The 26,418-nt window shown below is 33.5% G+C and carries 29 protein-coding genes and 1 pseudogene; 9 read left to right on the top strand and 21 right to left on the bottom strand.

Annotated elements, in window-relative coordinates:
- Positions 1 to 220 precede the first annotated feature (220 nt).
- Positions 221 to 988, top strand: coding sequence for a MerR family transcriptional regulator (locus ACIQ7N_RS21875; protein WP_402936178.1), 768 nt, complete (start codon positions 221 to 223; stop codon positions 986 to 988).
- A 163-nt stretch (positions 989 to 1,151) separates the two neighbouring features.
- Positions 1,152 to 1,793: a GDSL-type esterase/lipase family protein gene (locus ACIQ7N_RS21870; RefSeq protein WP_402936176.1), complete on the top strand. Its 642-nt coding sequence runs from the start codon at positions 1,152 to 1,154 to the stop codon at positions 1,791 to 1,793.
- Between the two features lie 152 nt (positions 1,794 to 1,945).
- Here ACIQ7N_RS21870 and ACIQ7N_RS21865 read toward each other — a convergent pair whose 3' ends face one another.
- Positions 1,946 to 2,503 carry a helicase gene (locus tag ACIQ7N_RS21865; RefSeq protein ID WP_402936174.1) on the bottom strand — a complete coding sequence of 186 codons (558 nt, stop codon included), beginning with the start codon at positions 2,501 to 2,503 and terminating at the stop codon, positions 1,946 to 1,948.
- A 606-nt stretch (positions 2,504 to 3,109) separates the two neighbouring features.
- Between ACIQ7N_RS21865 and ACIQ7N_RS21860 the strand changes: the two genes are divergently transcribed.
- From ACIQ7N_RS21860 to ACIQ7N_RS21850, 3 genes are all read left to right on the top strand, one after another.
- Positions 3,110 to 3,256, top strand: a complete 147-nt coding sequence (locus ACIQ7N_RS21860; RefSeq protein ID WP_132360854.1) for a YjcZ family sporulation protein — start codon at positions 3,110 to 3,112, stop codon at positions 3,254 to 3,256.
- Positions 3,257 to 3,469: 213 nt separating this feature from the next.
- Complete coding sequence (locus tag ACIQ7N_RS21855) at positions 3,470 to 3,859, top strand: spore coat protein (protein WP_132360856.1); 390 nt, start codon at positions 3,470 to 3,472, stop codon at positions 3,857 to 3,859.
- A 195-nt stretch (positions 3,860 to 4,054) separates the two neighbouring features.
- A complete protein-coding gene (locus tag ACIQ7N_RS21850; RefSeq protein WP_402936172.1) occupies positions 4,055 to 4,447 on the top strand; it encodes a YkvA family protein in 393 nt (130 codons plus the stop codon).
- Positions 4,448 to 4,869: 422 nt separating this feature from the next.
- Here the strand turns inward: ACIQ7N_RS21850 and ACIQ7N_RS21845 are convergent, their stop codons facing one another.
- Positions 4,870 to 5,439: a histidine phosphatase family protein gene (locus ACIQ7N_RS21845; RefSeq protein WP_132360860.1), complete on the bottom strand. Its 570-nt coding sequence runs from the start codon at positions 5,437 to 5,439 to the stop codon at positions 4,870 to 4,872.
- Positions 5,440 to 5,510: 71 nt separating this feature from the next.
- Positions 5,511 to 5,996 (bottom strand): Lrp/AsnC family transcriptional regulator, encoded by a 486-nt coding sequence (locus ACIQ7N_RS21840; RefSeq protein WP_402936170.1) that lies wholly within the window; start codon positions 5,994 to 5,996, stop codon positions 5,511 to 5,513.
- A 231-nt stretch (positions 5,997 to 6,227) separates the two neighbouring features.
- On the opposite strand from ACIQ7N_RS21840, the gene ACIQ7N_RS21835 reads away from it, so the two are divergent.
- On the top strand, positions 6,228 to 7,130 hold the full coding sequence (locus ACIQ7N_RS21835) for a DMT family transporter (protein WP_402936201.1): 903 nt from the start codon (positions 6,228 to 6,230) through the stop codon (positions 7,128 to 7,130).
- 730 nt (positions 7,131 to 7,860) lie between these two features.
- Here ACIQ7N_RS21835 and ACIQ7N_RS21830 read toward each other — a convergent pair.
- On the bottom strand, positions 7,861 to 8,034 hold the full coding sequence (locus ACIQ7N_RS21830; protein WP_185903505.1) for a hypothetical protein: 174 nt from the start codon (positions 8,032 to 8,034) through the stop codon (positions 7,861 to 7,863).
- Between the two features lie 361 nt (positions 8,035 to 8,395).
- Here ACIQ7N_RS21830 and ACIQ7N_RS21825 point away from each other — a divergent pair, with 361 nt between their 5' ends.
- Entirely contained in the window at positions 8,396 to 8,845 is a 450-nt protein-coding gene (locus ACIQ7N_RS21825; RefSeq protein ID WP_402936168.1) for a putative iron-sulfur cluster-binding metallochaperone, read from the top strand.
- A 258-nt stretch (positions 8,846 to 9,103) separates the two neighbouring features.
- Here ACIQ7N_RS21825 and ACIQ7N_RS21820 read toward each other — a convergent pair whose 3' ends face one another.
- The 4 genes from ACIQ7N_RS21820 to ACIQ7N_RS21805 all read right to left on the bottom strand — a co-directional run bounded on the left by ACIQ7N_RS21820 (position 9,104) and on the right by ACIQ7N_RS21805 (position 11,760).
- The gene (locus ACIQ7N_RS21820; RefSeq protein ID WP_402936199.1) at positions 9,104 to 9,295 is read right to left on the bottom strand and encodes a WYL domain-containing protein; all 192 of its coding nucleotides are present in this window, start codon (positions 9,293 to 9,295) and stop codon (positions 9,104 to 9,106) included.
- Between the two features lie 204 nt (positions 9,296 to 9,499).
- On the bottom strand, positions 9,500 to 9,592 hold the full coding sequence (locus ACIQ7N_RS21815) for an HTH domain-containing protein (protein WP_402936166.1): 93 nt from the start codon (positions 9,590 to 9,592) through the stop codon (positions 9,500 to 9,502).
- A 117-nt stretch (positions 9,593 to 9,709) separates the two neighbouring features.
- Complete coding sequence (locus tag ACIQ7N_RS21810; protein WP_402936164.1) at positions 9,710 to 10,348, bottom strand: DUF3267 domain-containing protein; 639 nt, start codon at positions 10,346 to 10,348, stop codon at positions 9,710 to 9,712.
- Positions 10,345 to 11,760 carry an aminotransferase-like domain-containing protein gene (locus ACIQ7N_RS21805; protein WP_402936162.1) on the bottom strand — a complete coding sequence of 472 codons (1,416 nt, stop codon included), beginning with the start codon at positions 11,758 to 11,760 and terminating at the stop codon, positions 10,345 to 10,347. Before ACIQ7N_RS21805 ends, ACIQ7N_RS21810 begins: the two co-directional genes overlap by 4 nt.
- A 119-nt stretch (positions 11,761 to 11,879) precedes the next feature.
- Here ACIQ7N_RS21805 and ACIQ7N_RS21800 point away from each other — a divergent pair, with 119 nt between their 5' ends.
- Positions 11,880 to 12,791 carry a DMT family transporter gene (locus tag ACIQ7N_RS21800; protein WP_402936160.1) on the top strand — a complete coding sequence of 304 codons (912 nt, stop codon included), beginning with the start codon at positions 11,880 to 11,882 and terminating at the stop codon, positions 12,789 to 12,791.
- Positions 12,792 to 12,957: 166 nt separating this feature from the next.
- On the opposite strand, the gene ACIQ7N_RS21795 is transcribed toward ACIQ7N_RS21800, so the two are convergent.
- The 6 genes from ACIQ7N_RS21795 to ACIQ7N_RS21770 form a co-directional block, all read right to left on the bottom strand.
- Positions 12,958 to 13,701 carry an amidohydrolase family protein gene (locus ACIQ7N_RS21795; RefSeq protein ID WP_402936158.1) on the bottom strand — a complete coding sequence of 248 codons (744 nt, stop codon included), beginning with the start codon at positions 13,699 to 13,701 and terminating at the stop codon, positions 12,958 to 12,960.
- A gap of 366 nt (positions 13,702 to 14,067) precedes the next feature.
- The gene (locus ACIQ7N_RS21790; protein ID WP_402936156.1) at positions 14,068 to 14,760 is read right to left on the bottom strand and encodes an ABC transporter permease; all 693 of its coding nucleotides are present in this window, start codon (positions 14,758 to 14,760) and stop codon (positions 14,068 to 14,070) included.
- A 706-nt stretch (positions 14,761 to 15,466) separates the two neighbouring features.
- Positions 15,467 to 16,399: a DMT family transporter gene (locus tag ACIQ7N_RS21785; protein ID WP_402936154.1), complete on the bottom strand. Its 933-nt coding sequence runs from the start codon at positions 16,397 to 16,399 to the stop codon at positions 15,467 to 15,469.
- Positions 16,400 to 16,484: 85 nt separating this feature from the next.
- On the bottom strand, positions 16,485 to 16,805 hold the full coding sequence (locus tag ACIQ7N_RS21780; protein ID WP_132360884.1) for an ArsR/SmtB family transcription factor: 321 nt from the start codon (positions 16,803 to 16,805) through the stop codon (positions 16,485 to 16,487).
- 581 nt (positions 16,806 to 17,386) lie between these two features.
- Entirely contained in the window at positions 17,387 to 18,238 is an 852-nt protein-coding gene (locus tag ACIQ7N_RS21775; RefSeq protein WP_402936152.1) for a creatininase family protein, read from the bottom strand.
- A 572-nt stretch (positions 18,239 to 18,810) separates the two neighbouring features.
- Positions 18,811 to 19,500, bottom strand: a complete 690-nt coding sequence (locus ACIQ7N_RS21770) for a DUF6060 domain-containing protein (protein ID WP_132360888.1) — start codon at positions 19,498 to 19,500, stop codon at positions 18,811 to 18,813.
- Positions 19,501 to 19,583: 83 nt separating this feature from the next.
- Between ACIQ7N_RS21770 and ACIQ7N_RS21765 the strand changes: the two genes are divergently transcribed.
- Positions 19,584 to 20,027, top strand: a complete 444-nt coding sequence (locus ACIQ7N_RS21765) for a hypothetical protein (RefSeq protein ID WP_402936149.1) — start codon at positions 19,584 to 19,586, stop codon at positions 20,025 to 20,027.
- 331 nt (positions 20,028 to 20,358) lie between these two features.
- On the opposite strand, the pseudogene ACIQ7N_RS21760 reads toward ACIQ7N_RS21765, so the two are convergent.
- From ACIQ7N_RS21760 to ACIQ7N_RS21730, 7 genes and pseudogenes are all read right to left on the bottom strand, one after another.
- Positions 20,359 to 20,497: pseudogene (locus ACIQ7N_RS21760) on the bottom strand (protein adenylyltransferase Fic); the annotation flags it as partial.
- A gap of 557 nt (positions 20,498 to 21,054) precedes the next feature.
- On the bottom strand, positions 21,055 to 22,761 hold the full coding sequence (locus tag ACIQ7N_RS21755) for a M56 family metallopeptidase (RefSeq protein ID WP_402936147.1): 1,707 nt from the start codon (positions 22,759 to 22,761) through the stop codon (positions 21,055 to 21,057).
- 2 nt (positions 22,762 to 22,763) lie between these two features.
- Complete coding sequence (locus ACIQ7N_RS21750) at positions 22,764 to 23,165, bottom strand: BlaI/MecI/CopY family transcriptional regulator (RefSeq protein WP_402936197.1); 402 nt, start codon at positions 23,163 to 23,165, stop codon at positions 22,764 to 22,766.
- Positions 23,166 to 23,635: 470 nt separating this feature from the next.
- A complete protein-coding gene (locus ACIQ7N_RS21745; protein ID WP_402936145.1) occupies positions 23,636 to 24,211 on the bottom strand; it encodes a DUF1697 domain-containing protein in 576 nt (191 codons plus the stop codon).
- Between the two features lie 23 nt (positions 24,212 to 24,234).
- Positions 24,235 to 25,053 (bottom strand): alpha/beta fold hydrolase, encoded by an 819-nt coding sequence (locus ACIQ7N_RS21740; RefSeq protein ID WP_402936143.1) that lies wholly within the window; start codon positions 25,051 to 25,053, stop codon positions 24,235 to 24,237.
- 73 nt (positions 25,054 to 25,126) lie between these two features.
- Positions 25,127 to 25,354 carry a hypothetical protein gene (locus ACIQ7N_RS21735; protein WP_402936141.1) on the bottom strand — a complete coding sequence of 76 codons (228 nt, stop codon included), beginning with the start codon at positions 25,352 to 25,354 and terminating at the stop codon, positions 25,127 to 25,129.
- A gap of 305 nt (positions 25,355 to 25,659) precedes the next feature.
- Positions 25,660 to 26,217: an isochorismatase family protein gene (locus ACIQ7N_RS21730; protein ID WP_402936139.1), complete on the bottom strand. Its 558-nt coding sequence runs from the start codon at positions 26,215 to 26,217 to the stop codon at positions 25,660 to 25,662.
- Positions 26,218 to 26,418: the final 201 nt, after the last annotated feature.

Genomic DNA, 26,418 nt, shown 5'->3' with positions numbered 1-26,418 from the left:
TAAAGGATATGACAAATACCAAGTAAGGTAAATATTTACATCACCTCCTACCCCCAATTATCTCTCATTTGTTTACTTAATGCACGAAGTAAACGTATGTAACATATAAACCGTTTGTACTTTTACAACAATTATTCAAGAATTTTTTAAAATTTTCCCTTGAACCTCAAGTTACTTTAGGTTGTATGATAAAGCTATACTTTTGATAGGAGGAATTTTGATGAATAAGTATAGAAAGTTTTCTATTGGTGAATTTTCAGAAAAGACAGGATTGCCAATACCTACTTTGCATTACTATGATGAAATTGGTTTATTACAACCCGAAAAGAATCCTTCTTCTGGGCATCGCACTTACTATTTTCAAGATATTATTACTTTACAAAAAATTATAAGCCTAAAATTTCTAGGGTATCGTCTAGATAAAATAGCAATTTTGTTAAATGAGTCGCGTTTTAACGTTGATTTGAATGAAAGTTTATCACTTCATTTAAATGCTTTAGTAAGTGAAAAGGAAAAAGTTGAACAATCAATACAAGCAATTAAAAGAGTAATAAAGTTACTCAAAGAAGAAGGAGAAGTAGATAGTACGATATTATTTAGCCTTATTTACAATATGAAAGTAGAACATAAACATGAAGAATGGATGGAACGACATCGTTTAACAGACATCTCAGAAGAACTTTCAATCAAATCAGAGGAAGATAAAATTATGTTGGATAAAAAATTTATTCAATTTTCTAAAGAAATGAAACAATTATATGATAAACCTATAGATGACTTCAAAGTACAAGAGATGGTCAAAAACTATTTAGATTCCATTTTTTCATTTCTAGGTGACGATTTAATACAAAAGTTAGCTAATACTAATTTGGAAGAACTGGATATTCAAGAACTTGAAAATATGACAACTTCTCCTTTCACTGAGGATGAACAAAAATGGTTTAATCAAGCACTAGAGTTTTATATGAAGCAAGGAGAAATGGAATAAAAATCACAAGTATTTCATGTTCTTTTCGGGCTTTTCCGCAACTTTTATCGATTCAATTACATTTTACTGTTTGTCCCCGATTACTTACTTTGTTTAGGCATCGTTTCCACATTCATCTTTTACTGAATATTATAAGAACATAACTAATAAGTTGAGGTGAAATATGGATTTCAATCATTTACGTTATCTTGCGATAGGCGATTCCCTTACTGTAGGTATCGGGGTCCCGTTTTTAGACCCTGGATATGTTGAATATTATAGATATCTAAGCCAGCAAAGTTTAACAAAGCGTATTTCTTATCAAAAACATGCAAGGTCAGGGGCAACGACTGAGGATGTTTTAGCTATGCTTAATGTGCCGATTGTGAGTGAAGCTGTAAAGTGTGCAAATATTATCACGCTAACAGCTGGAGGGAATGATTTAATAAACGCTGCTAAAGAATTTCTCATAAATAAAAACGAAGAATGTATAACTCATGCTATTAAGCAATCAGGGAAAAACATCTCAAAAATATTAGAAAAAATTCATCATCTAGACAAACAAGAAAGATTTATTTTACGGTTACAGAATTTATACAATCCATTTAGCGATATTCCTATAGCAGATGAGGGCATTCGAGCGTTTAATTCATTAATTAACCGTTTTGGTCGGGAATTGAATGTTAAAGTAGCTGATATCTATAATGTATTTAAGGGGAATGAAAAAGCTTTACTATCATCAGGAGGCATTCATCCTAATAGTAGGGGATACTATCAAATGGCATTAGCTCTAAGTAAGCTCGGTTATTCCCCGTTATATAGCTAAGGGCTGAGTACAATCTAATCCTTTTTATTTTATGAGCTATTACTTATTATTTTTCTAGCAAGGGGCTGACAATCATTGTCAGCCTTTGAACCATATCAGAAATAGAAATGATGGAATTATAAATTCCTCAAATCACAACGCATTTACCTTATTCACATTTCTTCTGTCGTGTTTTTTTGACAAAAGATAAAATGATCGTTAGGGTTCCAAATATGTAGATGATCAGCACGGTATCCACGAAGCCATAAAACACCGTTAATTCGTCTAAGATAAAAACCTTTCGGAAAATTATCGTCTTCAGTTAGTTTTTCGGATGCTATTGTTATAGAGCCAGATGGAGCTTGTTGTTGCTGTAAAGAATCCTCTGAATAACCTTCAGTTTGATCCAGATACTCCATTCTTAGATAAGGTCCTAGCTCAAGCGGACACAATTTCAAACCAAGTTCCTCAGCTCTTTTAAAGATTCGATCCGTATTAGCTCCATCAGGAAATCCAAGGTCTCCAACAGTTAGTTCAACCGTCTGAAGGCTGTACTTCTTATCAGAGGTGGTAAATTTATCAGCAGTAAATAACTTCTCTCCATACTCATTCATCAGGATAGAGTACTGGTGCAATTTCTGAATAAGCTGTGATTTAGTAAGGCCCCCAACTTCCACCGTTCTAGTGATAAATGAGCAATGTGGGTATATTTCGTTATTTTCAATACGCAATTGTTGTAGTCACTCCTATCAAATTTAGTAACAAAAGATTATATTTAATTATTCTACAATTACCAATAAATCTCCTTGTTTAACTAACCTGTGCTGTTAGTTGGTTATATAAAAATGCAATAAAAAGAAGCAACCTTCCGGCTACTTCAACATCTATCCCAAAATACTATTCCTTACTCTAAAAATTAGATATAGTTTTATGTCTTGAAAATTGCTCACATGCTATTACCATCTAGCAGTCTATGAAGAGCTTCAACATCGCAATCCCAATCACGTATGTAATGCGTTTTCTGCACTTCTACAATCTTTTGCTTGTATTCCTTAATACGATAATTCATTGCATCAACACGGCTTTGTACTTTTGCACTATGTCACAGGCTATTCACTATACAAACATAACTATCACATCATAATAATAGTAAGGTAAAGCTAATTTAGCCTTACACCTCCGAAGGTTTTACTGAGGGTCACTCCTATCCCAAGTGACCCTTTTTTATTTTCTTATCTCTCAAAAAAATATTTTTTAATGCCAATAGCTATATGGTTTAACACCCCACTCCGTCTCTACAGCTTACATATAATAAATTGTAGAAAGGAGGGATATATATGGGATACTACGGCAACGTTGGTGGTATAAATAGTGGATGCTACTATGGTGGCGGATATGGTAGTGGTTCTTCATTTGCCTTAATTGTTGTTCTATTTATACTTCTAATTATTATCGGCGCTACTTTTTTGAATAGAGAGTATTAAAATTTCCGATTTAAGGGTCGCCTTAGCCTGGTGGCCCTTTTATAGTTACTTTACTCATAAGCATCCTATCGGATAGACTTCGGTCTAAAAACAGGATGGCTAATTATAAGATTGAAAATTAAATAATTACTATTCTTCATTCTACCTTCCTTTTTGTCCAAACAACTGTATTTGATATGAATAAAATATTGAATAGAAAGGAGGTGAATATAAATGGCATCATTTGAAATTGGAGCGAGAAGCCTTTTCAATTTTCGAAACGAACGCTTTTTCTTATTAGTTGAAGATGAAATTACAATTCCAGATCAAGGTGTGGAGATTGATCCCGTTAATATTTATGAGATTGACCAACAAACATTCAATTTTATCAGAGATGAAGGGGATACACCTGTGATTCGACCAGTTATTAAACTTCCAACTGTACCACCTGGATTTAAATTAGAACGAAAATGTATTTTTACAGTTGATAATGCATACTACGTAATTTATGATTTAGAAAATGGAACAGATAACAATGTTTTATTAAGAATCGGTGCAGCTTTATTTAACTCATTGAGAAATTCTGGTGTTCGTGAATGTGTACCTCAAGATTTCATTAATTAATAAAATTAACTTGTCAGATGATGAAGTGTTATATATAGAACAGAACTTTGATATTGACTGAAATTGGGAATTTATAGAAAAACCTTAAAAATAATGAAGGCTCCACCTTAAAATTCTTCCCATATGTTCATTAGTTTTTATTTCCCTTTTTACTTAGATAACTTATACTTCATAGTAAAAAAGGGACGATCATCCATGAACAATAGTTCAATATCAAAATTAAAAGCCTTAGCTAAAAAACTACAACAAAATTTATTTATACTTTATTTGTCCTATAAAGATCCCAGATCACCTTGGTATGCCAAGCTTGTGGCAATGCTCGTAGTTGCTTATGCTTTTAGCCCTATAGATTTAATTCCAGATTTCATTCCTGTTCTAGGGTATCTTGATGATTTAATAATAGTACCTTTAGGAATTATCTTCGCTTTAAAACTAATTCCACCATATATAGTAGAGGATAATAAAGAAGCTGCAGAAAAGTTAAAACTATCTAAAAAACCAAAGAATTGGTTTGTTGGGATACTTTTTATTATTATCTGGATTATCTTTGCTGCTTGGATTTGTAAAATTATTATTCATTATATTTAAAGAAATGTTCAGCAAGATTACGCCTTGCTGAACATTTTCTTTCAAATATTCACTTGCCCAACTTCGGAAATTTTCAGAGTGAGTCTTTGTTTTACTTTCTTTTATTTTTTCCAAATTTTCCGTTACCCTGTTTAGATCCTTGCTATAAGGGGCTCAGCTGCTTATCCCTTGTTTATCTTCGTAATATACGATAATTCCTTTCTTCGTTATTAGATAATCAAACGGTTCTTCGCTTAATCTGTTTCGTTTATCTATCTCCCTTACTACCCCCCCTCGTTCTTTTAGTTAACACTGCTATCTAGAAACATCTGGAAATAACTAAACAGCTACTTAAAAAGTCAATTTACACCAACACCTTTTCGTATAAATTGACTATAAATGTTCAATATTTTAGCGATTCATAAGTTTGTCAGTGCCGTTGCTTAAACCTTCCACAATCTTTTTACATCGACCAATTCTTGCCCATCGAATTCCATTCTGTATATGTCTGGCTTTGTTGTATGTAGTAAAAAGTTCAGATCGTATCTACTATCATAAAAGCCCATCATTAAAGTCATAACAGCCCCATGTGTGCCGATTACTACTTTCTGTCCTTGATAGGTCTTTAATAATTCTTTTAAAACTTTAATAGCACGTTGTTGGCAGGCAGCATTTGACTCGCCTCCTTCTAAAGCATAGATTGGGTCAGAAAACGACTTTTCTAATAAAGGGTATAATTCCTTGTCAGAGATTCGCTTATCCCCTGCACTAAAAATTTTCTCTTTAAGATTTTCAAACACAATTACCTCTTTTGCTATTTGTTCAGCTACTTTCTGAACAGTTAAGATTGAACGACTATACGGACTTGAGATAACAGTATCAATACCCTCTTTTTGTAGAATATCTGTTATTCTTTGAGCGTCTAATCTACCTTTTTCAGTTAATTCTCTCGTTCTCTCATTTCCGTCTTTTGGTGAATCACCGTGTCGTACCATATAAATAAATGTTTTCATAAATGCCCAATGTATTGATTCTTTTTTTGACCTAAACACTTTGGCGACCATGCTAAAAATCCAAAGAACCTCTACTGTTCAACTTCTGATATCGGTAAGACTGTTGAATATTTAATTTCTCGTAAAGATAAGTTCGTTTGAATGCGGGATATGCCCAGCCTATTTAATTTTCTAATAAAGCGATCTAATTCTTTTCGATCCTTAATAACAACCTTTAAAAGATAATCATACTCTCCAGTTAAACAATGGCATTCTAATATTTCTGTCATTGTTTTTAAGGTATTCTCCAAAGCTTCTAATTCCTTAGCTTGATGAATATTTGTACTCATGAATACGTAGCACAGTAAATCGAATCCCAGTTTCTCTTGATTTAAAATAGCAACTTGTTTGTCAATAAACCCTTCACTTTCTAAACGTTTTATTCTCGTATGGGTTGCTGGTGGGGACAAATTCACCCGTCTCGCTATCTCCACATTACTTATCTGAACATCTCTCTGTAAAATATCCAGTATTTGAGTATCAACACTATCTAATAATTTTCCTTCGACATCTTTCATGCATTTTTCTCCCTTTTTTATATTCGAAATTCCAGCTACATTCGGCGACTTTTTTTAATTTTATTTTGAAAAACCCAGTTATTCTTATTGTTATTTTGTTTTTCATTCATCATACAAAATATTATACAGTTAAATAGTTAAAAATGTTATTATTCTTTTATCTAAAATCTCAATTATACATACGGAAATAAAAGGAGAGATCGTGATTTGAAGAATGTCTATGTTTTATTAATGCTTTTAACTAGTTTACTTTGGGGGGGCAATTTTGTAGTTGCCAAATCTCTTGTTGATCATGCCTCTCCGTTAACATTGACGAGCTTAAGATGGCTCATTGCCATCGCTGTGCTTCTGCCAATGGTGTGGTGGAAAGAAAAAAGATTACTTCCCTCTCGAGATGCCCTCCTCCCTTTATTGTTAATGGGCGTTACAGGTGTGGTATTGTTCAATATCTTTCAATTTTTAGCCTTAGAAAGAACTACGTCGACGAATGTTGGCTTCATTTCTACATTAAATACAATTTCAATTGCGATTTTTTCAACTGTTTTCCTAAAGGAAAAGATTAATGTACTTCAAGCAATTGCAATGCTACTGTCACTGTTCGGTGTTCTTCTCGTCCTCTCAAAGGGGAATTTCAACCTATTATTGTCTTTTCATTTTAATTTGGGTGATTTATGGATGCTTGCAGCTGTATGTGTATGGGGAATTTATTCTGTGTGTAATAAATGGGCAATGAAAACGACCTCGCCACTAATGGCAACATTGTATTCAGGAATATTTGGACTTTTAATCCTATTGCCGTTTAACCTTAGAGATTTTACTATTTCTAATGTTGATCATTCTTTTATACTATCACTTTTATATACTGGGTTTATCTCCACTGTCGTTTGTATGGTACTTTGGGGCATTGGTATTCAAAAATTAGGGGCTACCACATCCGGTGTTTTTCTTAATTTCAATCCCATTTTCACTGCACTTCTAGCGTTTTTATTTTTAGGAGAGAGCATCTCTTGGACGCAAGGAATTGGGGGATTTATAGTTATTATTGGATGTTTTTTATTTTCGCATTTTAAAGCAAAAACGAATCAATTAAAGAAATTCTTCTTCAAATCTAGGTCAATAAAACCCATTAACTAATCTTAGAGTAAAATGCTTCACTTAAGGTAGGCTGATTTCTCATAAGGGTCGCGTCATAAGTAATACAAAGTTAAGTATAAAAAGTTCCCGAATCTGTTTTGGGAGCTTTTTTGTATCGAACAACCTTTATTGAGTAAAAACGTCTATTCTAAAAAATAGAGATAAAACTGAGGTGACATTATGCGATTTATTTTTAATAAGATAACACTTTTTAGCATAATTTTTTTATCATTTTGTTTAATAGTAATTGGATCTTTATTACAAATAATCCTTTTCCCTTTACAAGATATTAATTCTATAAGTAGTCAAGAGCTATTGGAATTTCAAAAAGAATATGCAATAAACTATCCCTTAGGACATGGGCTACTCAATCTAGGTGTATTTCTGATGATTTTAGTAATAAATCTATTCATGATAAAGTTAAAAATAAAATATAATAATCAAAATTAAGATTTCTAACGATCCAAACTCATATAAAGGCGTAGAACGTAGTTAATACAAGGTTTTTTGGAATTTTGCAGAAAAACGCTGCTAGTGCGCTTTCTAAATAAAAATATACCATTTCTTAACTTGTAAAAACGCATTATTATGAAGAGACCCTTACTGCAACAACCTTCCTCTATAAACATTGATGTATCAACGGTTTCCTTCACTTCATGGTGAAGAAAATCGTTCGTTCTTAGTCCGACCTCCTTTATTTTAGCTAGGCTTGGACACCAGCTAAAATAAATTAAAGTGAATTATATTTTTTCACTTCTAAAGGAATCGATATTATATATAAATCAATAGCATATGTAGTAATCGTAATCCCTTTACCTTCTTCAGTAAATTTCGCTTGAAGAAACCGTTCCGAAACTTTTCTTTTCCCCCATTTTTTAGGGAGCCATTCAAATCCTAAAAACATACTATTTATCACCTTAAAAGTATTTTATTTTATAAAACCTAGACGACAATTTAAACTGCATCACAATTGTTAGACCTGCTAACAAATCAGAATGTAGTTCGCGCTAAATAATGCTCTTTTTTCTTTTGGCATTAATTTCATTGTAAAATAAGCGTTAATGATTTTCAAAAAGAATTCTAACACTAAGCTCGTCGTGTGTTCACTGTCTTGTCAAGATTATGCTTCAATTTATGTGGCAAATAGAATTCCTTTCCCCTCTGCCTTCGTACATGGTTTATACTCTGAATAAAGTGTATTAAGTACTAATGCTGGGTATTGAACTATAACGGCTGAAAAATAAAATATTCGAGGTGGAATGACGATGGAACATTGTTGTAGTGGCCTTAAAAATGAAAAGATTATTAGTTGTCCCTCTTGTAAAAATAAAGCTAAAAATGTACAACTAATAACTATTAAATCAATGATGAAACCATCTGTATTAGGATCTATAAACGCTATGAATGATCATTATTTTTGTGCTACTAAAGATTGCCATGTCGTTTATTTTGATGCGAGCAATAAAGAGTATCTTCTATCTGATATTAAGATAGATGTACATCAAAAGAATGATTCATTAAGTACACCGGTTTGTTATTGTTTTGATTGGACTAAAGAAAAAATTAAACAACATGTTGAAAATGAACTTGCTCATAATCCATTAGAACATATTCGAGCAAATATAAAAGAACAACGTTGTGGCTGTGAGGTAAATAACCCTCAAGGTAGTTGTTGTTTAGGGAATGTTACGAAATATATAAAAGGTCTAGCCTAATGAAAAATATAGCCCATCATCATAACGTATAATTGATTTCCGTTCTAACTAGGTGCTTTTGCTTTGTAGCTGACGCTTCGCTTTCGCACAGAGCAAAGCTTCCTAGGGGCGTCCGATGAGCTGCTTCACTCGCGATGCTCGCTCCATGGTCTCGGGCCAGCACGATGTTGGCCACGAAGGCGTTATCACAGGATGTGATGTTTTTACCTTCGTCCCTCTACCGCTAATCCCCAAGGAGTTGCCCAGTCTTCACTACAATCAACTTATATACAAGACATCCGAAAACAAACGAAACTGATTCCTCTCCAAACAAAAAGCATATAGATACCACGATGAGTATTTGAATAGTAGTTTAGATGGTTCTACTGTTCTTTTGCTATAACCAGATTTTAATCGATATTCAATTGCCATTAATAACTGTTTTCTAATTGCTTTTCTAAAGTGTAGCATAATCTTGAAAGCTGTTATCCGCAAACCATGATGATAAGTCGATGACAATATCGGCATTTTTAAGTATCGTTTACTCATCTTTTCCCCAATTTTAGTAATTAGCTGATTAATATTATTTTCTGTCTGTTTACTATTCATACAAACCAATTAGTATAGTTTGTAATTCTTCAATAGAGAGAAACTTTTTATCAAGTTTATAGTTGGCTAGAATCCCCCACCTTGACCTGGATAACTCACTATAGGAATTCCCGCTAAATTCAGTGCTTCAATATCGCGATAAATAGTTCGTTCCGACACTTCAAGCTTTCAGCCAATTCTTGAGCTATCATTTTTTGATGATTCACTAATAAATTTAAAATACTAAACATGCGGTTTGATTTCATTTCTTCTTCCTCATTCAATGATTCTATTTATTTATGCGTTATCTTTACCCTTTTGTTCAGTCTGAGCATTTTTCCAATAAGTGTTTGATCCATTACATTTTAAAGTTGCATTTTTCGGTACCTGTTTCATTATAAGAAGAAGATTTAGTAAATCAACTGACGATCCCAGCGAGTTAAGTATAATCAGGAACTTTAATGTCGTTGTTAAAAGTCCAAATGCACTGAAAATTAGAGGGGAAATTATTGAAAGTATCATAAAAGGTGCAATCGTAATGAATACATATCTTGATTTTGAAATTTCTTCTTCCGTCATGACAAAACCCCCGAACAGAGTAAACCCTACAGCAGTTTTTTCTGATTTCATAAAATTAGGAATGAATATCAAATGAAGTAGTTCGTGAATGATTAATAGGAAGACGATCCCCAAAATAACGCTTAAGTTAATAGTTATTGATAATCCAGCAGAAGTAAATCCAAAATCTCTCAATGAAATACTAGAAAAAATATTTATTACCGCAATAGACATCATTGAAGCGACAATCATTAAAGGGATAGATAACAAAATAGCACTTATTAAATTTTTTGGTTCTTTCATTGGAATCCAGCCATGTTTAATGAAGTCTACATGTGATTTTGGGTTACTTTTTGGCAATTTGGTTAATAGTTTCATTTAACCCCTCCTTTTATAATTTCACTTAATTGGAATATGCCTTCTTTCATGTCATCGAGTGAGGCATACCCATAGGAGATTCGTATAAACTGACCCGATTTTTCAGCATAAATACTACCTGGATTTAGAAGAATATTGTTGGCTAATGCTTTTTCAAATAGCCTTTTCACTTTAAATTCAGGCTTTATTTTCACCCATATGAACAATCCACCTTTTGGGATATCCCACGTAGCGTAAGCGCTTAAATATTTATCCAGTGCATCTACAGCAATTTTTCTACGAATGCTAAGTTGTTCTCTTACTTTATCAAGATGGTCATCATAGAAATTACTAGCTAGCCACTCTGCTGCAACGAGTTGTGAAAGAGTACTTGATCCATAATCGGATTGCATTTTTAAATCTGCTAATCGATTTATGACTGACTCCGTGCCAACGATCCAACCAATTCGTAATCCTGGACTAAGGGTTTTCGATAAACTTCCAACATATAATACATTTCCGTATAGATCCATTGCTTTCAATGGTTTAGGTGGTGGATTGTCAATCCATAAATCACGGTACACATCATCTTCTATAACTGGCAGCTGCTCTCTTTCACAGTATGCAATTAATTTCGCACGTCTTTCTTCTTGCATTAAGGCGCCTGTTGGATTATGGAAGGTCGGAATTGAATATAAAATATTTTTTCCTTTTTCCTTTGTCGGATAAATTGAATCGATAATAATGCCCTCGTTGTCCATTGCTAATCCTTGCAACTCCATCCCTGCTGACTCAAAAACAGTCAACGAGTATAGATAGGACGGCATTTCTAACAACACCGTCGAACCTCTTTTTAGAAGTCCAATCGAGATTAGATGTAAAGCTTGGAGGGCTCCAGAAACTACGAGAATGGACGCCGGAGACGCTTCGACCCCTCTTACCTTTAAATTGTCACTAATGGCTTGCCGTAATTTCATATTTCCTTTCGGCTCTTCATAGCCAAATGAGGTTAATTGATTCGAAACCTTTTGAACGATGGTTTTCATTTCTTCTAACGGGAACATCTCTGGTGATAACTCCCCTTTACTTAATTGAATAAGATTCGAATTTGATTCCGCTTCGTTAATCTCCTGCACCATCGAAACGCTAGGTTTATGAATGCCTAATCTGACATTTTCATTCCAGTTAGTCGAGGCTTTTGCCCCCATCAACGTCCAAGTATTATTGGTAACGACTGTTTCCTTCCCTGCTTTACCTTCTAGTAGCCCATCGGCCATTAGTTCCTCTAATGCCGTTATGACTGTACTACGATTAACCTCAAACTGTTTTGCTAAATTACGCTGACTTGGTATGGAACTTCCGATTGCCCACTCCCCTTTAGCAATTTTTTCTTTTATAAAATCTATAATCAATTGATATTTTGGTTTTTTCATATGTACGCTCTTTTCTGAACTGGTTGGTTTTTTTCATTTTAACCTGTTGGAGAAATTTTACCAAAATCCTATTAATATTGAAAACATAAAAATAAATGGTTGGATAACGAGGTGTATTCATGTTAAAAACATTAGATCTTAAGATTATTTCTGCTCATTTCATAACAATCATAATATGGGCATCGGCTTTTCCAGGAATACGGGTGGCATTAATGGCCTATTCACCTGAACATATATCACTTTTACGATTATTAATCGGATCATTCGTTTTAATAATCATAGCGGTTATTAGAAAAACTCCTTTGCCTGAGTTAAAAGATATCCCCATTATTTTATTACTTGGCTTTTTAGGTTTCACCGTGTATCAAGTAGCACTAAATTATGGAGAGCAAACGATTAGTGCTGGCGTTGCAAGTTTACTTGTTTCAACGACCCCAATAATAACGGCTTTATTAGCTGTATTCTTTTATCGTGAGAAGCTTAGTTTATGGGGATGGGTTGGTTCACTTGTTGGTTTTTGTGGTGTAGCATTTATTTCTATAGGAGGTTCAAGTGAAAGTTTTACTTTTAATACTGGCATTGTCATAGTTTTAATAGCATCCCTTTCAGAAAGTATTTACTTTGTTTTTCAACATCGTTATCTAGAAAAATACGGCGCTATTCCCTTTACGATGTACGCCATTTGGTCAGGTACTATTTTTATGCTACTATTCTCACCCGGCTTAAGTAAAGCAATAATGGATGCCCCGTTAAATGCAACATTAGTCATTTTATATCTTGGAATCTTTCCAACAATCATTCCATATTTTACGCTAGCTTATGTTACTTCGCGAACAGGGGCAGCTGAAGCAACAAGTACGCTTTATTTAACCACTGTTTTTGCATTTCTTATCGCATGGATTTGGCTTGGTGAAGTGCCGCATTTTTCTGCCATAACTGGTGGCTTGATTACTTTAATAGGTGTATTTATTGCCAACATAAAGAAAGAAGATTTTCGTAAAGAAAATAACAATGCACAGAGTGTAAACTAACTGGCTCGATTGCAAAATTGCTCTAAGATCAATACTGACTGTTGACAACAGGTATTAGTGTAGTTAACGCTAAACCTGTTGTCTGTTTTTTAATATTATTAAATAATCTCACAGCACAAAATAAAAGCCCTCCACATTTGTGAAAGGCAATTAGCGATTTAGCTACTCACTTGTAATAAAAATCCATCGCGTTTTGATAAAGAATTTTCTCAGCTGACCTTGCATCAAACAATTCTTGAATTAGTTCAATATCGGCATAAGCAAAGGGTCTTTTTGCTCGTGTGGACGGCAGGTCTGTACCGAACATTAACGCTTCAGGATTGACAGCATAAATAGATTTCAAAGCATTTCCTACATCGAGCTCCACACGACCAAAACCTGTCGCTTTTATTCGTACACCTTTTTCTACGAGGCGTAACAAATGAGGTAAGCCTTCCTCGGATAATCCCAAATGATCAATTGAAATCGCTGGTAATTTTTCAATCGTCGGTGCAATTTCAGGCAAATCTTGTGCGTCGATATATAATTCACTATGCCAACCAGCTAAATCATACACACGTCTCGCAAAATAATCGAGCTTGGATAAATCTTCAGAACCACCACGCTTCACATTGAATCGTAGCGCACGTACACCTTTTTTATGTAAGTCCATAATCTTATCATCTGTTGCCGAAAACGGTAGTTGCGTAACACCACAAAATGCAGAACCCATTTTCTCTAAAGCATTCACTAAATAATCTTGGTCAAAACCTTGAAAAGAGCCTGATACAATTGCACCACCTACAATATGATAAGTCGCTGTTTCTTTTTGGTAATCTTCAACAACATAACTAGGTGGTATATATCCTTGATTTTCAGTAATAGGGTAATTAAAATCAATAATATGAAAGTGTGCATCAAAAATTTTCATCTTTTCGCCTCCTTTTTCTTATGTTATCAAACAAATAACATAAAAGGAATTTATGAATTTATGCGGTTATCAATAAGTTTTTCTTATCAAACTGAACAAACGTACCGTTGAAGTCTTGCACAAATCCTTATTTTGTTCTTTATAAGAAATACCTTAAATAACGCTATAAAACCTGCAACCAGGAACCATATTGCATAGTGATTCTCTTGTTGTTTTCTCTTGCTTATTCAAAATAATATCATACTGATTCATACTAAAATTATTCCCAACACTGCACCTGTTTTAATGCCTATAATCATTCCCAAGTTGCCTTCTCTCTTTTCGTTTTTTTATTGTAAGTACAAACATTTATTACATTACTTCCTGTTATACCACATCTACGTTTTCAATATTACGAATACCTAGATACGCAATGATTACTCCAACTGCTCCAAGCCCTAATTGCAGTGGAATGAAGGTCACCAAAGAAATTTCTGGGTTATAAGCACAAGCAATTGCTACCACGAGAAGAGATGAACCAATAGTAGCCGGGACAGAATAATTACGCATTCCAAAATATAATGGAATTAAACTTGTTCCTGTTGCAGCAATAGCAAAAGGTACTATGTTTATAGCTTCACCTATGAACTGGCTTACAGTTATTGTAAAAGGGACGATAGGAAAATAAGTATTAATGATCGAAAATAGACCCGCAACAACGATATTCGATATCATCGTAGTCATGAATGTTAAAAAAGCTATCAAGGTCAATTTACTAGCAATCAGTTTCTTGCGACTAACAGGATACGTAAACATAAGCAAAATTGTTCTATTTTTATACTCTTCAACAACTAGTTTCGCCATTAATACAGAGGCAAACACAATAAACGTTGCCCTCACGCTTGCTCCAATGAGTACATTAACATCTTCGTACGTTGAAATGGGCATATCTCCCTCCCTCTGTGCAATAAAAATTACGCAACACACTACTGCAGTTATCATGATGTTTGCGATCATCGCACCTTTCACATACCAACCTAAGTTACATTTTTTCAATTCCAGTTTCAGTAAATGCAGCATAGAACGAATTCTCCTTTTCAGTTTGTTATTGTATGATAATAAAAACAACACTCAATATGTTGAATAGCAGCCTATAACTATTCTTGAATCTATCAATTATTAAACGTAATAAATTAATAACGATAATAATAGTCACTGTCGTTTTAACAAGAATATCTAATAATAGCATTAGTCCACTTCCATTTTTAAATCCCCACGACACAAGTTCAATAGGACAGGCAGTCGCCACAATACAAATGATTATTTCTATAAAATAATTAGATATTCGATATTTTTTCCACCCTAGTTCTATCAGTTTAAGCATGAATTTTCTCTCCGTTCGTTTATTAAAGAAATACTCCTCTAAAGAGCTATGTTGTTAAGCGTAGCTTACATTACTTGATAACCTTATTAGCGCTCTTAATCCGTAATAGAATTTCCCCCTTTCCTATACTTTAATTGTACGAATCGATCATCTCTTTTTTCTTACTCATTCCTTACAAAATTATTAATTGCAATAGACTAAATCAGCAGTTCTTTAAAGTAAGAGAAAATATCTAAAAAAAATACCAGGCTCAAATTAATAGAGTACCTGGTATTTTGGGTTTACCTTATGACATCAGAAAATTTTGAATAGCACGACGTTCTAAATAAAACATTTGGAGTCATGCTATTTGTTAAGACAGAAGTATTAACGTTCTTTCCCCAATTTAAAATGATTATGTATTTAAGCCTTTATTTGACTTTGTACTGAATTCCGTTGGTTTATATTAGTAGCAATATAAACACCTACCAGCACCATCACCATCCCAACGATTTGTATCGATGTAATTGAGCTACCATACGCAATAACTGCAAGTAATGTTGCGACTATAGGCGTCAAGTTTAAATACAAGCTTGCTTTACTGCCTCCTAAGCTCTCTACACCCTTGTTAAAAATAACATAGCCAATCAATGTCCCACAGACGACCATATAAAACATTTCAATCCAACTTTGAACCGACATATTAACTACTTGATCCCAACCGCCTTCAAATACCGTACTAATCGCTAGGAAAGTAGCACCAGATAACATCATAATAGTATTCGATAGCATTACTGGTATACCTTTAAGCATGGATTCACCCATTAATGCATAAACAACTCCGCATAAAAGTGCCCCGACAAAAAGAATATCTCCTAAGTTAAAAGAAAGAGCAAACAAATCAGAAAAGGATCCTTTGACAATAACAATAATTACGCCAATCATCGATAAAGCTAAACCTATTCCAGATTTGTTATTCCATTTTTCTTTACCTAATATGAATGCCCCTAACATCGTGAATACAGGCATCGCAGCTATAATTAACGCACCATTTGTTGCTGAAGTATACTTCAATGCTGTAAAGAAAAGAGCGTTATAACCGAAAATCCCAATAAAGCCAATAAATAATAAACCTTTCCATCGATTTCTAATGACTTGCCACTGCCATTCTTTCTGAATTGTGATGAATGTAACAAGTATTATGCCTGTTATGCCAAAACGTAGCGTAGCTGCAACAAGTGGTGGAACTTCCGTAATGACATGCTTCGCTGTCGCAAAGGCTCCACCCCAAAACAAAGGAACGAGCAGCATTAATAAATACATGTTTCTCGATTGATTTCTATTCTTATTTCCCATAATTTAAACCCTCCTAATCTTTCGAATAACGTTCATATGTTTAAATTTTTAAACTTACAAACATTATTTTGTAAAAAAGAACAAATCAATAGCTTTGCTCAATCGTTTGAATTAGCTCTTTGATTTGTTTTAGAAACTCATTAGAACTTAATGAATAATATTTTTCATTCCCATTTCGGTTAAAAGTAATTAAGCCTGCTTGTCTTAAAATTTTTAAATGATGGGAAACGGCTGGTCTAGAAAGCTCCATTCTTTCTGTTAATTGATTGACATTTAGGCTATCATGTGTGAGTAATAGCATGATGATTTGTTGACGATTCTCATCACCAAGTGCTTGGAAAATGGGGGTTGATAATTTAAATTTTTCTAAAACTTGTTCTTTGTTATTGCAATTAAAATTTTCCATAATTCCCATCCCTATGTTTAAATTTTTAAACATATTTAATTTTAATTAAAAAACACAATTTGTCAAGACACTTCCATACGAAAACCCATACCAGTTGGATACAGCAATCTAGCTTTTATAAAACTTTATTCAAAAGCTATTGCTCACAAAAGATTGATTTCGGTAAAGGTTCGTTACTAATTCTCCTTCAGGGCTATTCTCATCTTTAGCGAGAACCATATCTCCGACTTCTATGGCTTCGATTTTCTTCTCTCCTTCATCCGTTAAAAACTTTGTTCCTGCGAAAAGCAATTACATCTTGCTTTTTTTATTTACCTGCATTCTTAGTTCAATAAGAAAGAAAAGAGCTACTTATGCAACTCTATGATCTTTAGGGAAAGCCCCCATTACTTTATGTACATTTATTCACAAACTTAGCTGTTGGTTTGGAATAAAGTTTGATTAATATAGAATTACAAACATTAGTTCTATAACATAAAAAAAGCTCACACTTTGAAAAAAGATTAATCAAAATGTGAGTTCAATTTATTATTAGATGATCACTTTTTTTAAAAAAAGTTCGGCTACTTACTTACTACAATTCACTCTCTATTTTTTGATTGCATTCTTAAATAATGAAGTAACTCCCTTGATGCAAATTCAACAAACCCACTGATAAAATCTAACTTATCTTCTGCCAAAAAAGGGGTATACCCTTGAGGATTCCCCACATATCCTTTTGGGACTATTACCTTTGCTCTTTCGCCTCCTTCTTGCCATTGTTCCATTTCCTCTTTGTTCAATAGCTTAGGGGATAGTTCCTTGATTTTTTCTCCTCTCACCAAATCAGGGAAATGTTTCAAGAATCGTGCTGTCCCCTGCGCTCCTGCATGAAAATCAGGATAACTCGGAGGAGGTTCAAACGAACCAAAGGAGAAATCGATATCAAAAATCAAAAATTCTTCTTGATCTTTTGTAATTCCTAACTGATTCGCTAACAAATTAGCAATAACCGAACGAACATCAATATTTAGTGTTTGCCTTGTCTTTCTAATAGCACCTATCAGCGCATCACCATGCTGTTGATCTCCGTGTACATCAATGACAAATATACGTTTCGCTCCCCATCTGAAAAGAGATTCCCACATATCGAATAAGACTGCCTGTACCGTCTCCTTTCTTGACGTAAAAGAACCAGGATATGCACCAGTAATATGATTTACACCAAAGTAGTAAGGAGGTGCTATTATAGATGAAATGTTCTCTTTTTCTAACCTTTTTTTTATAGAACGACAAATATAATGACTCTCGTAAATATCAACCCCTGTTGGCAGGTGAGGCCCCTGTTGTTCAATCACACCAATCGGTGACAGTACCACTGCACCTTTTTGTAATGCCTCTTCAATTTCAAGCCAAGTCATATCTACAACAGTATCTTTAAAAATAGAATACATGGATTCTCCCCATTTCTTTTATTTGAAATAAGTTATATTACTTAAGCTAAGTCTTAGGGAAAAGTGGAAAATGGCGTAGACCTTTAAAAGCTAAGGTGGCTGCAAGTATTAAGGAGTTCCGAAAAATAAGGGGTTTGGCACCGATTGAGACAGCTGAAAAGGATTCTCCCCTATTCACAACGAAAACTGGTAACGCTTATTTTCCGAGTTATTTGGACCAGATATTTAAGCGCGAATTTTCGAATATAGTAAGTGATAAAGTAATAACTCCCCATATTTTTCGCCATGCTTTTGCTATTATCTCACATATTAATGGTGCCGATATCTATAGGATAGTGAAATCTCTGGGGCAGAAAAAATAGAAACAACAATCATTTAGATGGAGAAAATTTTGGCTACTGCTCAACATGCTATTCATGAATGGGAAGCGGATAAGTTTGAGGGGTATATATAAAATAATCCATTTAAGATTAAAGCTTTTTGAAAAAAAAGAATTTAATGATACTATAAACTAAGGTAAATAAAAACTGCTATGGAAAATCATTCAATAGCAGTTTTTTAAATAATTATATTTATTTCTTCACAGTGTACACAAAGTAGAATTCGCCATCTGCAGCACCATTTGAAAGTAATTTTGGTGCGTCTGCAGAAGCATTCTTTGTATCTAATAAACCATCCCAGTTAGAGTACCTAGATAATTTACCCCATACACGGTTCAAATAAGGTTTGAAAGCCACATAACCTTTTTCGCCAGTTTTTAACCCTTCAAAACTAAACGTAGTAGATCTTGTAGCACTGTTTGTCCATGTGAACCCTGCATTTGCTTTGATAGCATTTTTTTCAGCTGTTAGGCCGACGCTGTATGATGCTGATACAGTTGCTGAAACACTTTCACGAACAGAACATTTAGGTGTAGTACAACTAATATTAGCTGTAACTTTTTGTACTGGTCCATCGACTACTGAATGAGCAGTCCTTACAAATTTATAATATTCATAATAATCTCTTAAAGGAGCAATATCTATTAGTTGGGAATCATTCATTGGAGGTTCTACTTCTTTAATAACGTTAATTTCTGATGGTGAAGTTTCTGTCTCTGTCTTTAGAGGTACCACATAAGCATCTAAACTTTCATCGAAAATTGCTTCCACTTGCGATAGGTCGAGAGTAACATTTTCTTCAGCTGAAGCATTAGATACACCTAAACTTAGTCCAATACCTACAATCAATAAACCAAAGATATTTCTAAAAGCTTTTTTCATGATCTCCATCATCTCCTTTTTTTTATTTCATAAACATAATATACTAATATTTACAAATAATCAAATAAATGGAGGTATTTTGAATGTCAAAAAGATTTATTGCTATTTTTGGTTCCATCTTTATTGTTTTTATCTTTATTGGAATATATCTATTTTTTATGCAAAAGCCCAATCTACAAATTAAAGAATTTGGTGCTGGTTCAGGAGATTATGAAGTCATAGCATTTAAAATCGAAAACAAAAGCCCAAAGGATTTAATAATAAAAGAAATTTTCATTGATAATAAAAATATTAATGAAGATACAAGAATTATTAAATATACTGATGAAATAGTTATCACAGAGGATTTTAATAATCCTGATTTAATTGAAGTTAAAAATTTCAAATTGGTAGGAAGAAGTTTATTTGGTAGTGAAAAAAACCCTAATAATTATGCTTTATTAATCCGATACAAATCAACTAAAAATAACTTAAAAATAAAATATCAATATAACAATAAGGAATATTATCAAGATTTAATTGAATAACAATAAATAACACTTTCTTTTTTGAGAACCTGTCACATTTTTGTGGAGTTTATAGGAAGAAAAAATAGCTGATTATTGTTTATATTTGATACTCTAAAATACTATATTGAGAAGGTTTGGATTACTATTCATGCGTGGGAAGCGGCCAGTTTGAGGGCTATATCTGATAGAGGACGTTTAGCTTTAGAATAAGGATTGTTTGAAAAATTATCTTCAACTTTTATTTAAAACTCCATTTTGAAAAAAGATTGATCAAAATGGAGTTAATCTTTCTAACTAAGTATGAGTTTTTTATAAAAATTTTGATCATTTATGTTAAATATGGCTCCACTAGACCCTTGAATGTACCTACTTCTATTTCATTCCTCTTTCCTAAATTCGTATAAATCTTTGGCTTTCTTCTTTGAAAGTCGTTCTTCTGTACGATTCAATTCAAGCTGGTTGTTGATACCCAATTTATTTTCTAGCATCATTATTCTCCCTTTAAAAAAGTTGACTTTCAGCCTCTTGCTTTAGCAAATTTCTTCTATCTTCAATCAATCTCGCAAATTCATCAAGTACCTCAACAGTTTCTTGATTTAGACAAGTAAGTTACACCGTTGATTCTAAAGCGTATTATTTATCTGAATTCTAAACAACACCGTTAATCTAAGAAGAAAATGCTCTACTCCTTTTTGACAGCAGTCCAATAAGAGATGCTTTAAAAAATATTTCAAAAGAGTAACCGTCCAACGTTGTTCTTCTAACCTTTTTTATTTACATTTGATTGCCATTTTCTTAAAACTCATATGGAACTTTTAATTCTTCAACTGTATTTTAAATAAAATCTCCTCATTGTCCAACGTATAATGATCAATCTTTTATATAAATAATCAATTTTTAAATTAAGAAAAAGGAGTTGTCCAAACAATTCAAGGTTCTTCAAGTAAAGCACCCCGTTCATTTAAGTACAATCCTTCACAAACATTGTATTGTCAATTGGAGGACAGTTCAATTTAGCTAGCCGTTTCAATGTATATTATTTATATTATAAATCAATTCCTATATTTTTACTCGGGTTTAAAATTGTAGAGTTTTCCTTGTTCAATACATCACTCGTATTAATATTTATCGTATTAATTTCACTAAATGGAACCTCTAAAGTAGGAATAAGAATATAACTCTCATCGACTACTTTATTTATAAAGGTTTGCGAATCAGATGTTTGAAGCACAAAATCCTTCGATTTAATTTGAGTTTTATTATTAATTGTAAGTGTATCAACAGGGTAGAAAACTATATCTTTATCGGTTGTATTTTCAACTTTATAAGATATATCAATTAAATTTAATTCATCATTGAGATCTTTACCATGTTTCTCTTTGATTCGTTTTACAGTAAACTCAGGTAAATTTGTCAATTGTACAAAATTGATAGATTTAATAGTAAATTTAATAGCACCCATATCATAGGTTTTGTCTACATTTTTTATATTAACTAATGTAGCTTTATTAAAACCATCACCCAAAAATTTCCACTGACCTATTTCTGTAAGTGGACCGTTTGTTGGTTCGCTATTTTTGACACTTAATTGGACCACCTCTGTTTTCCCTTTTTCTTCCTTTAATTCCGTATTTTCATTCATCGGGTTAGTTGGTTTATCTACACGTGCATTTACTAAAGATATAGATGAGACAGCGATTAAAGTAGCAACGCCAAATACAGACCAACGATAAGAGTTTTTGAATTTTTTTATCATAAGGATCCTCCTTTTTAAAGTTTTTTTATTTCTACTTAAGTTTGCTAAACTTGGTATTTGATAAAAATTTGAGTAGTGTTCTAAAAGGCTAATAATAGTATGACCGTATGCAAGTTGCTCCTCTGAATTTATATATGTAAGAGCTAATGAATCACAGGCTAATTCCTGATCTTCTCTCATACATGAGTAGGCATACCAAAGAATAGGATTAAACCAATTTAGAATGAGTAAGCCATACATAAGCCAATTCACCCCAACATCTCTTCGTTTGATGTGGGCTAATTCGTGAAGAAAAATGTATCGTAGCTGTTGCTCATTTAATACTTTCGAGTGTACGCCTGACAATAACACCTTTGGCCTAATAAATCCGACTACAGTTGGACTTGAAATATTGCCAGCAAAAAAAAGTGGGATTTTCTGTTGAACAGACATAGATTTTTTACAATTCTCAAAGATTGTGACAATCCTCTGATCTGTAATTATAGGCTGTTTTTTTATGAAGTGAAGTAAACGCCTGTTTATAATGATAGTAGTAAAGCCCAAAATGATAACCCCAGTAAGCCAAATGTATATAAGGATTGTATAAAAAGAAAAAGTCTCATCATTTTGGTTTGCACTATTGTGACTTTGTTTCTTATTTTCCTTAGCTACTTGGGTTGAACCAGCTACTAAGGAATCTTCTTTAGTAACTTTTGAATAGTCTATATCTGTCGATTCTTTCATATGTTCTTTTGAAGAAGAAACAGTTGTAACAGCAGTCCCATTACTGTTTGAAAAGATAGAATAGATACTGTAGGTACTACTAAAAGACCATGGCAATAAAAGTCTTACAATTAATATCATCCAAAGTAGATATTGCCATCGTGGATTTAACTGATTTCTAAACAAAAGTTTTACACATAAGATTAGAACAACTAGAATACTTGCCATAATTGAGGTGTCTATCAACCAATTAAAAAAGTGAGGTAGATAGACGTTCATAAACATATGCATCATTATTAGCTTTCCTTCCTCTGATTTTCCTCAGTCTTCTCATCCAGAATACGTTTAAGTTCGTTAATTTCTTCTGAAGACAACTTTTCTTCTTTTAAGAAGTTCACAAGTAAAGGTTTAAATGCTGCGCCATAGAAACGTTTAAGTAATGATTCTGTTTCTACTTGAAGATACTTATCTTGTGACACTAAAGGAAAATATGCATATATACGCCCTGTATCTTGATGGTAAGAAATGGCTTCTTTTTGGACTAATCGAGTAATAAGTGTTCGAATTGTCTTCGGTTTCCAATCCGTTGTTGACTCTAATACTTTAATTACTTCATTTGCTGTTTGCGGGGATTTTGACCAAAGAACTTTCATAACTTCCAATTCAGCTTCGGATATCTTAGGTAATTCTTTCATAATACAAAACTCACCTCCTTGTATTACAAATGTAATCCATGTACAAATATTACATTTGTAATCAACAATTGTCAATCTTATTTAAATTTTTAAACAGATACTCAATACGCTCATGCATTAAAAGAACATAGCATCACACAAAGTATGGCTTTATTAATGAAATAATACCCATTAAAATCGTTCCTTTTGCATTAATCTGCTCCGTTAGCACAAGAAGTGATTGTTCTAATCGAACAATCACCTCTTAACTTACATGTATGTATTGACAAAATTAAACAACCAGTCGCCGGTTCAATACCGTCAACTGGCTGTAAAATAAGGTGTTTTCTTACTGTCTCAAAAATGGTACTCAGTGCCGTGAATACCTAGACTTTTTTATGCGTGTTCGTCTGTTAACCATGACATTACTAGTTTACCACATAATTCTAAACAATTTCTGAACAAATCATGAAATTTTTGGTTATTTATCAAAATCATTGTTCACTTTTCTTACGTTTGAATTCCTCAACCATACTTGAAAGTTTTATGAGCGTTTTCCAATTACGTACAGTTGCTGGAATTTCAAGCTTTTTCAGATGATTACCGAGTTTGGAGTTTCGAATGCTGTCATAAAATAATAGATACACATTTCTTCCATCAATGACACTAAGTTCTCTTTCGTTTGCATAGGATAAAAAAATGTCGCTATTGACCTTCGAAGGAACTGCCGGTAACAAAGCAACATGCAAGCATTCCCCCTTACAGGATTGCTCCGCTTCTGAAATCTCCTGATTTGAAAAAGGGGATTGATTTACAATCTGTTGTATTTCATCTGCTGTCCTAATGACAACAGCACTAGAGATCCCAAAATCCTCTTTAATTTTTTCGTGAATTTTCGTTTGCAAAAGCTCCTCATTTTCCTCTGATTCAAAAAGGATGTTTCCACTTTGGATATATGTCTTCACATTATGTAATCCTAGTTGCTCAAGAGAACTTCTTAATTCTGCCATGATTATTTTATTGTGCCCGCCTACATTAATTCCTCTAAGTAGTGCAATATATATTGACATACAAACCTACCTTTCCATTTAATTTATTTACTAATAATAGTTACATCCTTATATTGCTTCAATGGCTTATCCTCTAGAAAATCAATAATCATTTCATTAAAAATATCTCGGCGCATCGTACTTAAAGGGTCGAATGCATTTTTGAATAATGCTAGTTTTGCATTATGAATATGGTTAAAAATAGTTTGGGATCCTTTCCTTTCATCAACGCCTGTTATAACTTTTCCTTCGCCACCCATTACAAGCGTAGGTGACTTTATCTGATGCAATTGATCAGTATGAGTTGGAAATGGTGCTTTTTTCATTGCAAGCAACATCTTCTTATCAATCGAAAAAGACTCTCTTAATATCCGTTGTGTATAGGGATCCTCCTTATAAAATTTCATCATAATATTTATTATTGTCCTGTATGGAAGGAGACTAAATATAAAATTTGATATCGACAATACCCAGCTAGCCGCGATTGTGGGCATTTCACTATAACTATTAGAGACTACGAGTTTATCTACGTATGTTGGGTATTTTATTGCAAGTAGAGTAGCCAATTGACCGCCTTGCGAAACACCGATTACATGAATTTCGCTAATTCCAAGTACATCTAAAAAACATTTTATATCCTCCACAATAATATGATGATCATATTTATTTTTCGGGAATTCCTTTGTCGTATCTCCATGTCCTCTGTAATCTGGCATAAGCATTTGATAGCGCGAAGTGAATGCTTCAAATTGAGGCTCCCACATCTTCCACGATGCTCCGCTCCCGTGTAAAAACAAAATGGGCGTCCCTTGACCTTTAATTTCGTAATGGATTGTAATACTGTTCGCATTAATTTTTGGCATAAAGACTCCTCCTACTTTGTATTACTACCCATTCTCTCTTCCCACTGAACTAAAATTTGCTCTGTCTGTTGGATCACAAATTCAAAAACTCGATACTCTCATCGATGGTTGATATAGCTTGCTCCTCAAGAACTATATTTTTTGCTCTACGCAAATATTGTGCCATCATTGCACCTTGTTCAATGCTCGTATGCAAAGTCGATGTCCATGCGTTTGAATGCAACTGATAAAAATTTCGCTTGCTACTAGGAATCCCTACTTTGCGAATTAAAGAAATATGAACACCTTGTCGTACGGACAATGATGCTTATACCTTTGCTTATTTGCAAGTCATTCACCATGTCATCAAGTGATTTTGGAGCACCTGATATCAACAAGTATCCCCATACCTTACCTAGTGACCTTGCACCACCTGCGGACTCAATATAAGTACCAAATCCTCAATTAATACCTTTTGCTCTCGTTTAATAGTATGCTTTTCATAGTACACCTCGTATTGTTCAGTATTGTTAATATATTAAACATACTAAATGCAATTTGTATATTAGAGGTATTATCACCAAAAGAAAAGACACCCATCAAATGAGTGCCCTTATAAATTTTTTCTTATCTATACGTATCATGTGTAGGTTCAAACAAGTCTTCTTCTGAATTTCTGACAATAGAAAAGTGTTCGACATTGTAATGACCATGAAGTGTATTGTTATGATGCTTTATAATTTGTTCTGCACTAAAAACATCACTACCCGCTGTTGAATGACCATCACCAACTAACGTGACATCGAAACCACTAATAGTCGCAGTTCTTACGGCGCTATCTATACAGTGCTGCGTCGAGCAGCCCATTACAACTACATGTTTAATTTCTTGAGATTGAAAATGATTTAACAGTTCAGTCCCATGGAAACAATTCGTTGCTTTTTTATCGAATACCCTTGCTTCATTAGGAACATTAATGCCATTATGAATAGCAAATCCTTTCGCTTTACCTTCAGCAACATCGAGATCCCTTACAAAGACGACTGGAACACTGGATTTTCTTGCTTTATCGATGACTAAATTGATATTTCTAATAAGCTGTTCCTTCTTAAAAACAGCCCTTTCATTCTCATTACCATCCATTAATTGTTGCTGCGCATCAATGATAAGTAGAGCTTGATTCAAATCATTTTCCCCTTTCAATTTGAGGAAACACGATATAATTATTAATTAGACGATTTCCCCTTTTTGTTTATCACGGCGCTAACATATTTTTTGTTCATACTATCTACCCCCTCGTATATTAGTAGTAAGAGCTCTTTCCGATAGAATTTCCAGTTGATCCGGACAACTGGGGATCTGTTGGGTTTCCTATAGGAGATAGTC

The organism is Lysinibacillus sp. NPDC095746, assembly GCF_044763535.1.
Classification (GTDB): Bacteria; Bacillota; Bacilli; order Bacillales_A; family Planococcaceae; genus Lysinibacillus.
The sequence above is the reverse complement of the archived record's forward strand: the minus strand, read 5'-3'. Positions and strand labels throughout refer to the sequence as shown.

What these genes read in the sequence shown, in the direction of transcription:
- ACIQ7N_RS21845 (WP_132360860.1), bottom strand. Translation starts at nt 5,439, where the DNA reads ATGAAAACATTTATTTATATGGTACGACACGGTGATTCACCAAAAGAC.
- ACIQ7N_RS21855 (WP_132360856.1), top strand. Translation starts at nt 3,470, where the DNA reads ATGGCATCATTTGAAATTGGAGCGAGAAGCCTTTTCAATTTTCGAAAC.
- ACIQ7N_RS21785 (WP_402936154.1), bottom strand. Translation starts at nt 16,399, where the DNA reads ATGGGAAATAAGAATAGAAATCAATCGAGAAACATGTATTTATTAATG.
- ACIQ7N_RS21755 (WP_402936147.1), bottom strand. Translation starts at nt 22,761, where the DNA reads ATGATGCATATGTTTATGAACGTCTATCTACCTCACTTTTTTAATTGG.
- ACIQ7N_RS21860 (WP_132360854.1), top strand. Translation starts at nt 3,110, where the DNA reads ATGGGATACTACGGCAACGTTGGTGGTATAAATAGTGGATGCTACTAT.
- ACIQ7N_RS21840 (WP_402936170.1), bottom strand. Translation starts at nt 5,996, where the DNA reads ATGAAAGATGTCGAAGGAAAATTATTAGATAGTGTTGATACTCAAATA.
- ACIQ7N_RS21805 (WP_402936162.1), bottom strand. Translation starts at nt 11,760, where the DNA reads ATGAAAAAACCAAAATATCAATTGATTATAGATTTTATAAAAGAAAAA.
- ACIQ7N_RS21870 (WP_402936176.1), top strand. Translation starts at nt 1,152, where the DNA reads ATGGATTTCAATCATTTACGTTATCTTGCGATAGGCGATTCCCTTACT.
- ACIQ7N_RS21765 (WP_402936149.1), top strand. Translation starts at nt 19,584, where the DNA reads ATGTCAAAAAGATTTATTGCTATTTTTGGTTCCATCTTTATTGTTTTT.
- ACIQ7N_RS21780 (WP_132360884.1), bottom strand. Translation starts at nt 16,805, where the DNA reads ATGGAAAATTTTAATTGCAATAACAAAGAACAAGTTTTAGAAAAATTT.
- ACIQ7N_RS21800 (WP_402936160.1), top strand. Translation starts at nt 11,880, where the DNA reads ATGTTAAAAACATTAGATCTTAAGATTATTTCTGCTCATTTCATAACA.
- ACIQ7N_RS21835 (WP_402936201.1), top strand. Translation starts at nt 6,228, where the DNA reads ATGCTTTTAACTAGTTTACTTTGGGGGGGCAATTTTGTAGTTGCCAAA.
- ACIQ7N_RS21790 (WP_402936156.1), bottom strand. Translation starts at nt 14,760, where the DNA reads ATGCTGCATTTACTGAAACTGGAATTGAAAAAATGTAACTTAGGTTGG.
- ACIQ7N_RS21740 (WP_402936143.1), bottom strand. Translation starts at nt 25,053, where the DNA reads ATGCCAAAAATTAATGCGAACAGTATTACAATCCATTACGAAATTAAA.
- ACIQ7N_RS21825 (WP_402936168.1), top strand. Translation starts at nt 8,396, where the DNA reads ATGGAACATTGTTGTAGTGGCCTTAAAAATGAAAAGATTATTAGTTGT.
- ACIQ7N_RS21795 (WP_402936158.1), bottom strand. Translation starts at nt 13,701, where the DNA reads ATGAAAATTTTTGATGCACACTTTCATATTATTGATTTTAATTACCCT.
- ACIQ7N_RS21770 (WP_132360888.1), bottom strand. Translation starts at nt 19,500, where the DNA reads ATGAAAAAAGCTTTTAGAAATATCTTTGGTTTATTGATTGTAGGTATT.
- ACIQ7N_RS21850 (WP_402936172.1), top strand. Translation starts at nt 4,055, where the DNA reads ATGAACAATAGTTCAATATCAAAATTAAAAGCCTTAGCTAAAAAACTA.
- ACIQ7N_RS21775 (WP_402936152.1), bottom strand. Translation starts at nt 18,238, where the DNA reads ATGTATTCTATTTTTAAAGATACTGTTGTAGATATGACTTGGCTTGAA.
- ACIQ7N_RS21830 (WP_185903505.1), bottom strand. Translation starts at nt 8,034, where the DNA reads ATGTTTTTAGGATTTGAATGGCTCCCTAAAAAATGGGGGAAAAGAAAA.
- ACIQ7N_RS21875 (WP_402936178.1), top strand. Translation starts at nt 221, where the DNA reads ATGAATAAGTATAGAAAGTTTTCTATTGGTGAATTTTCAGAAAAGACA.
- ACIQ7N_RS21810 (WP_402936164.1), bottom strand. Translation starts at nt 10,348, where the DNA reads ATGAAACTATTAACCAAATTGCCAAAAAGTAACCCAAAATCACATGTA.
- ACIQ7N_RS21745 (WP_402936145.1), bottom strand. Translation starts at nt 24,211, where the DNA reads ATGTCAATATATATTGCACTACTTAGAGGAATTAATGTAGGCGGGCAC.
- ACIQ7N_RS21820 (WP_402936199.1), bottom strand. Translation starts at nt 9,295, where the DNA reads ATGCTACACTTTAGAAAAGCAATTAGAAAACAGTTATTAATGGCAATT.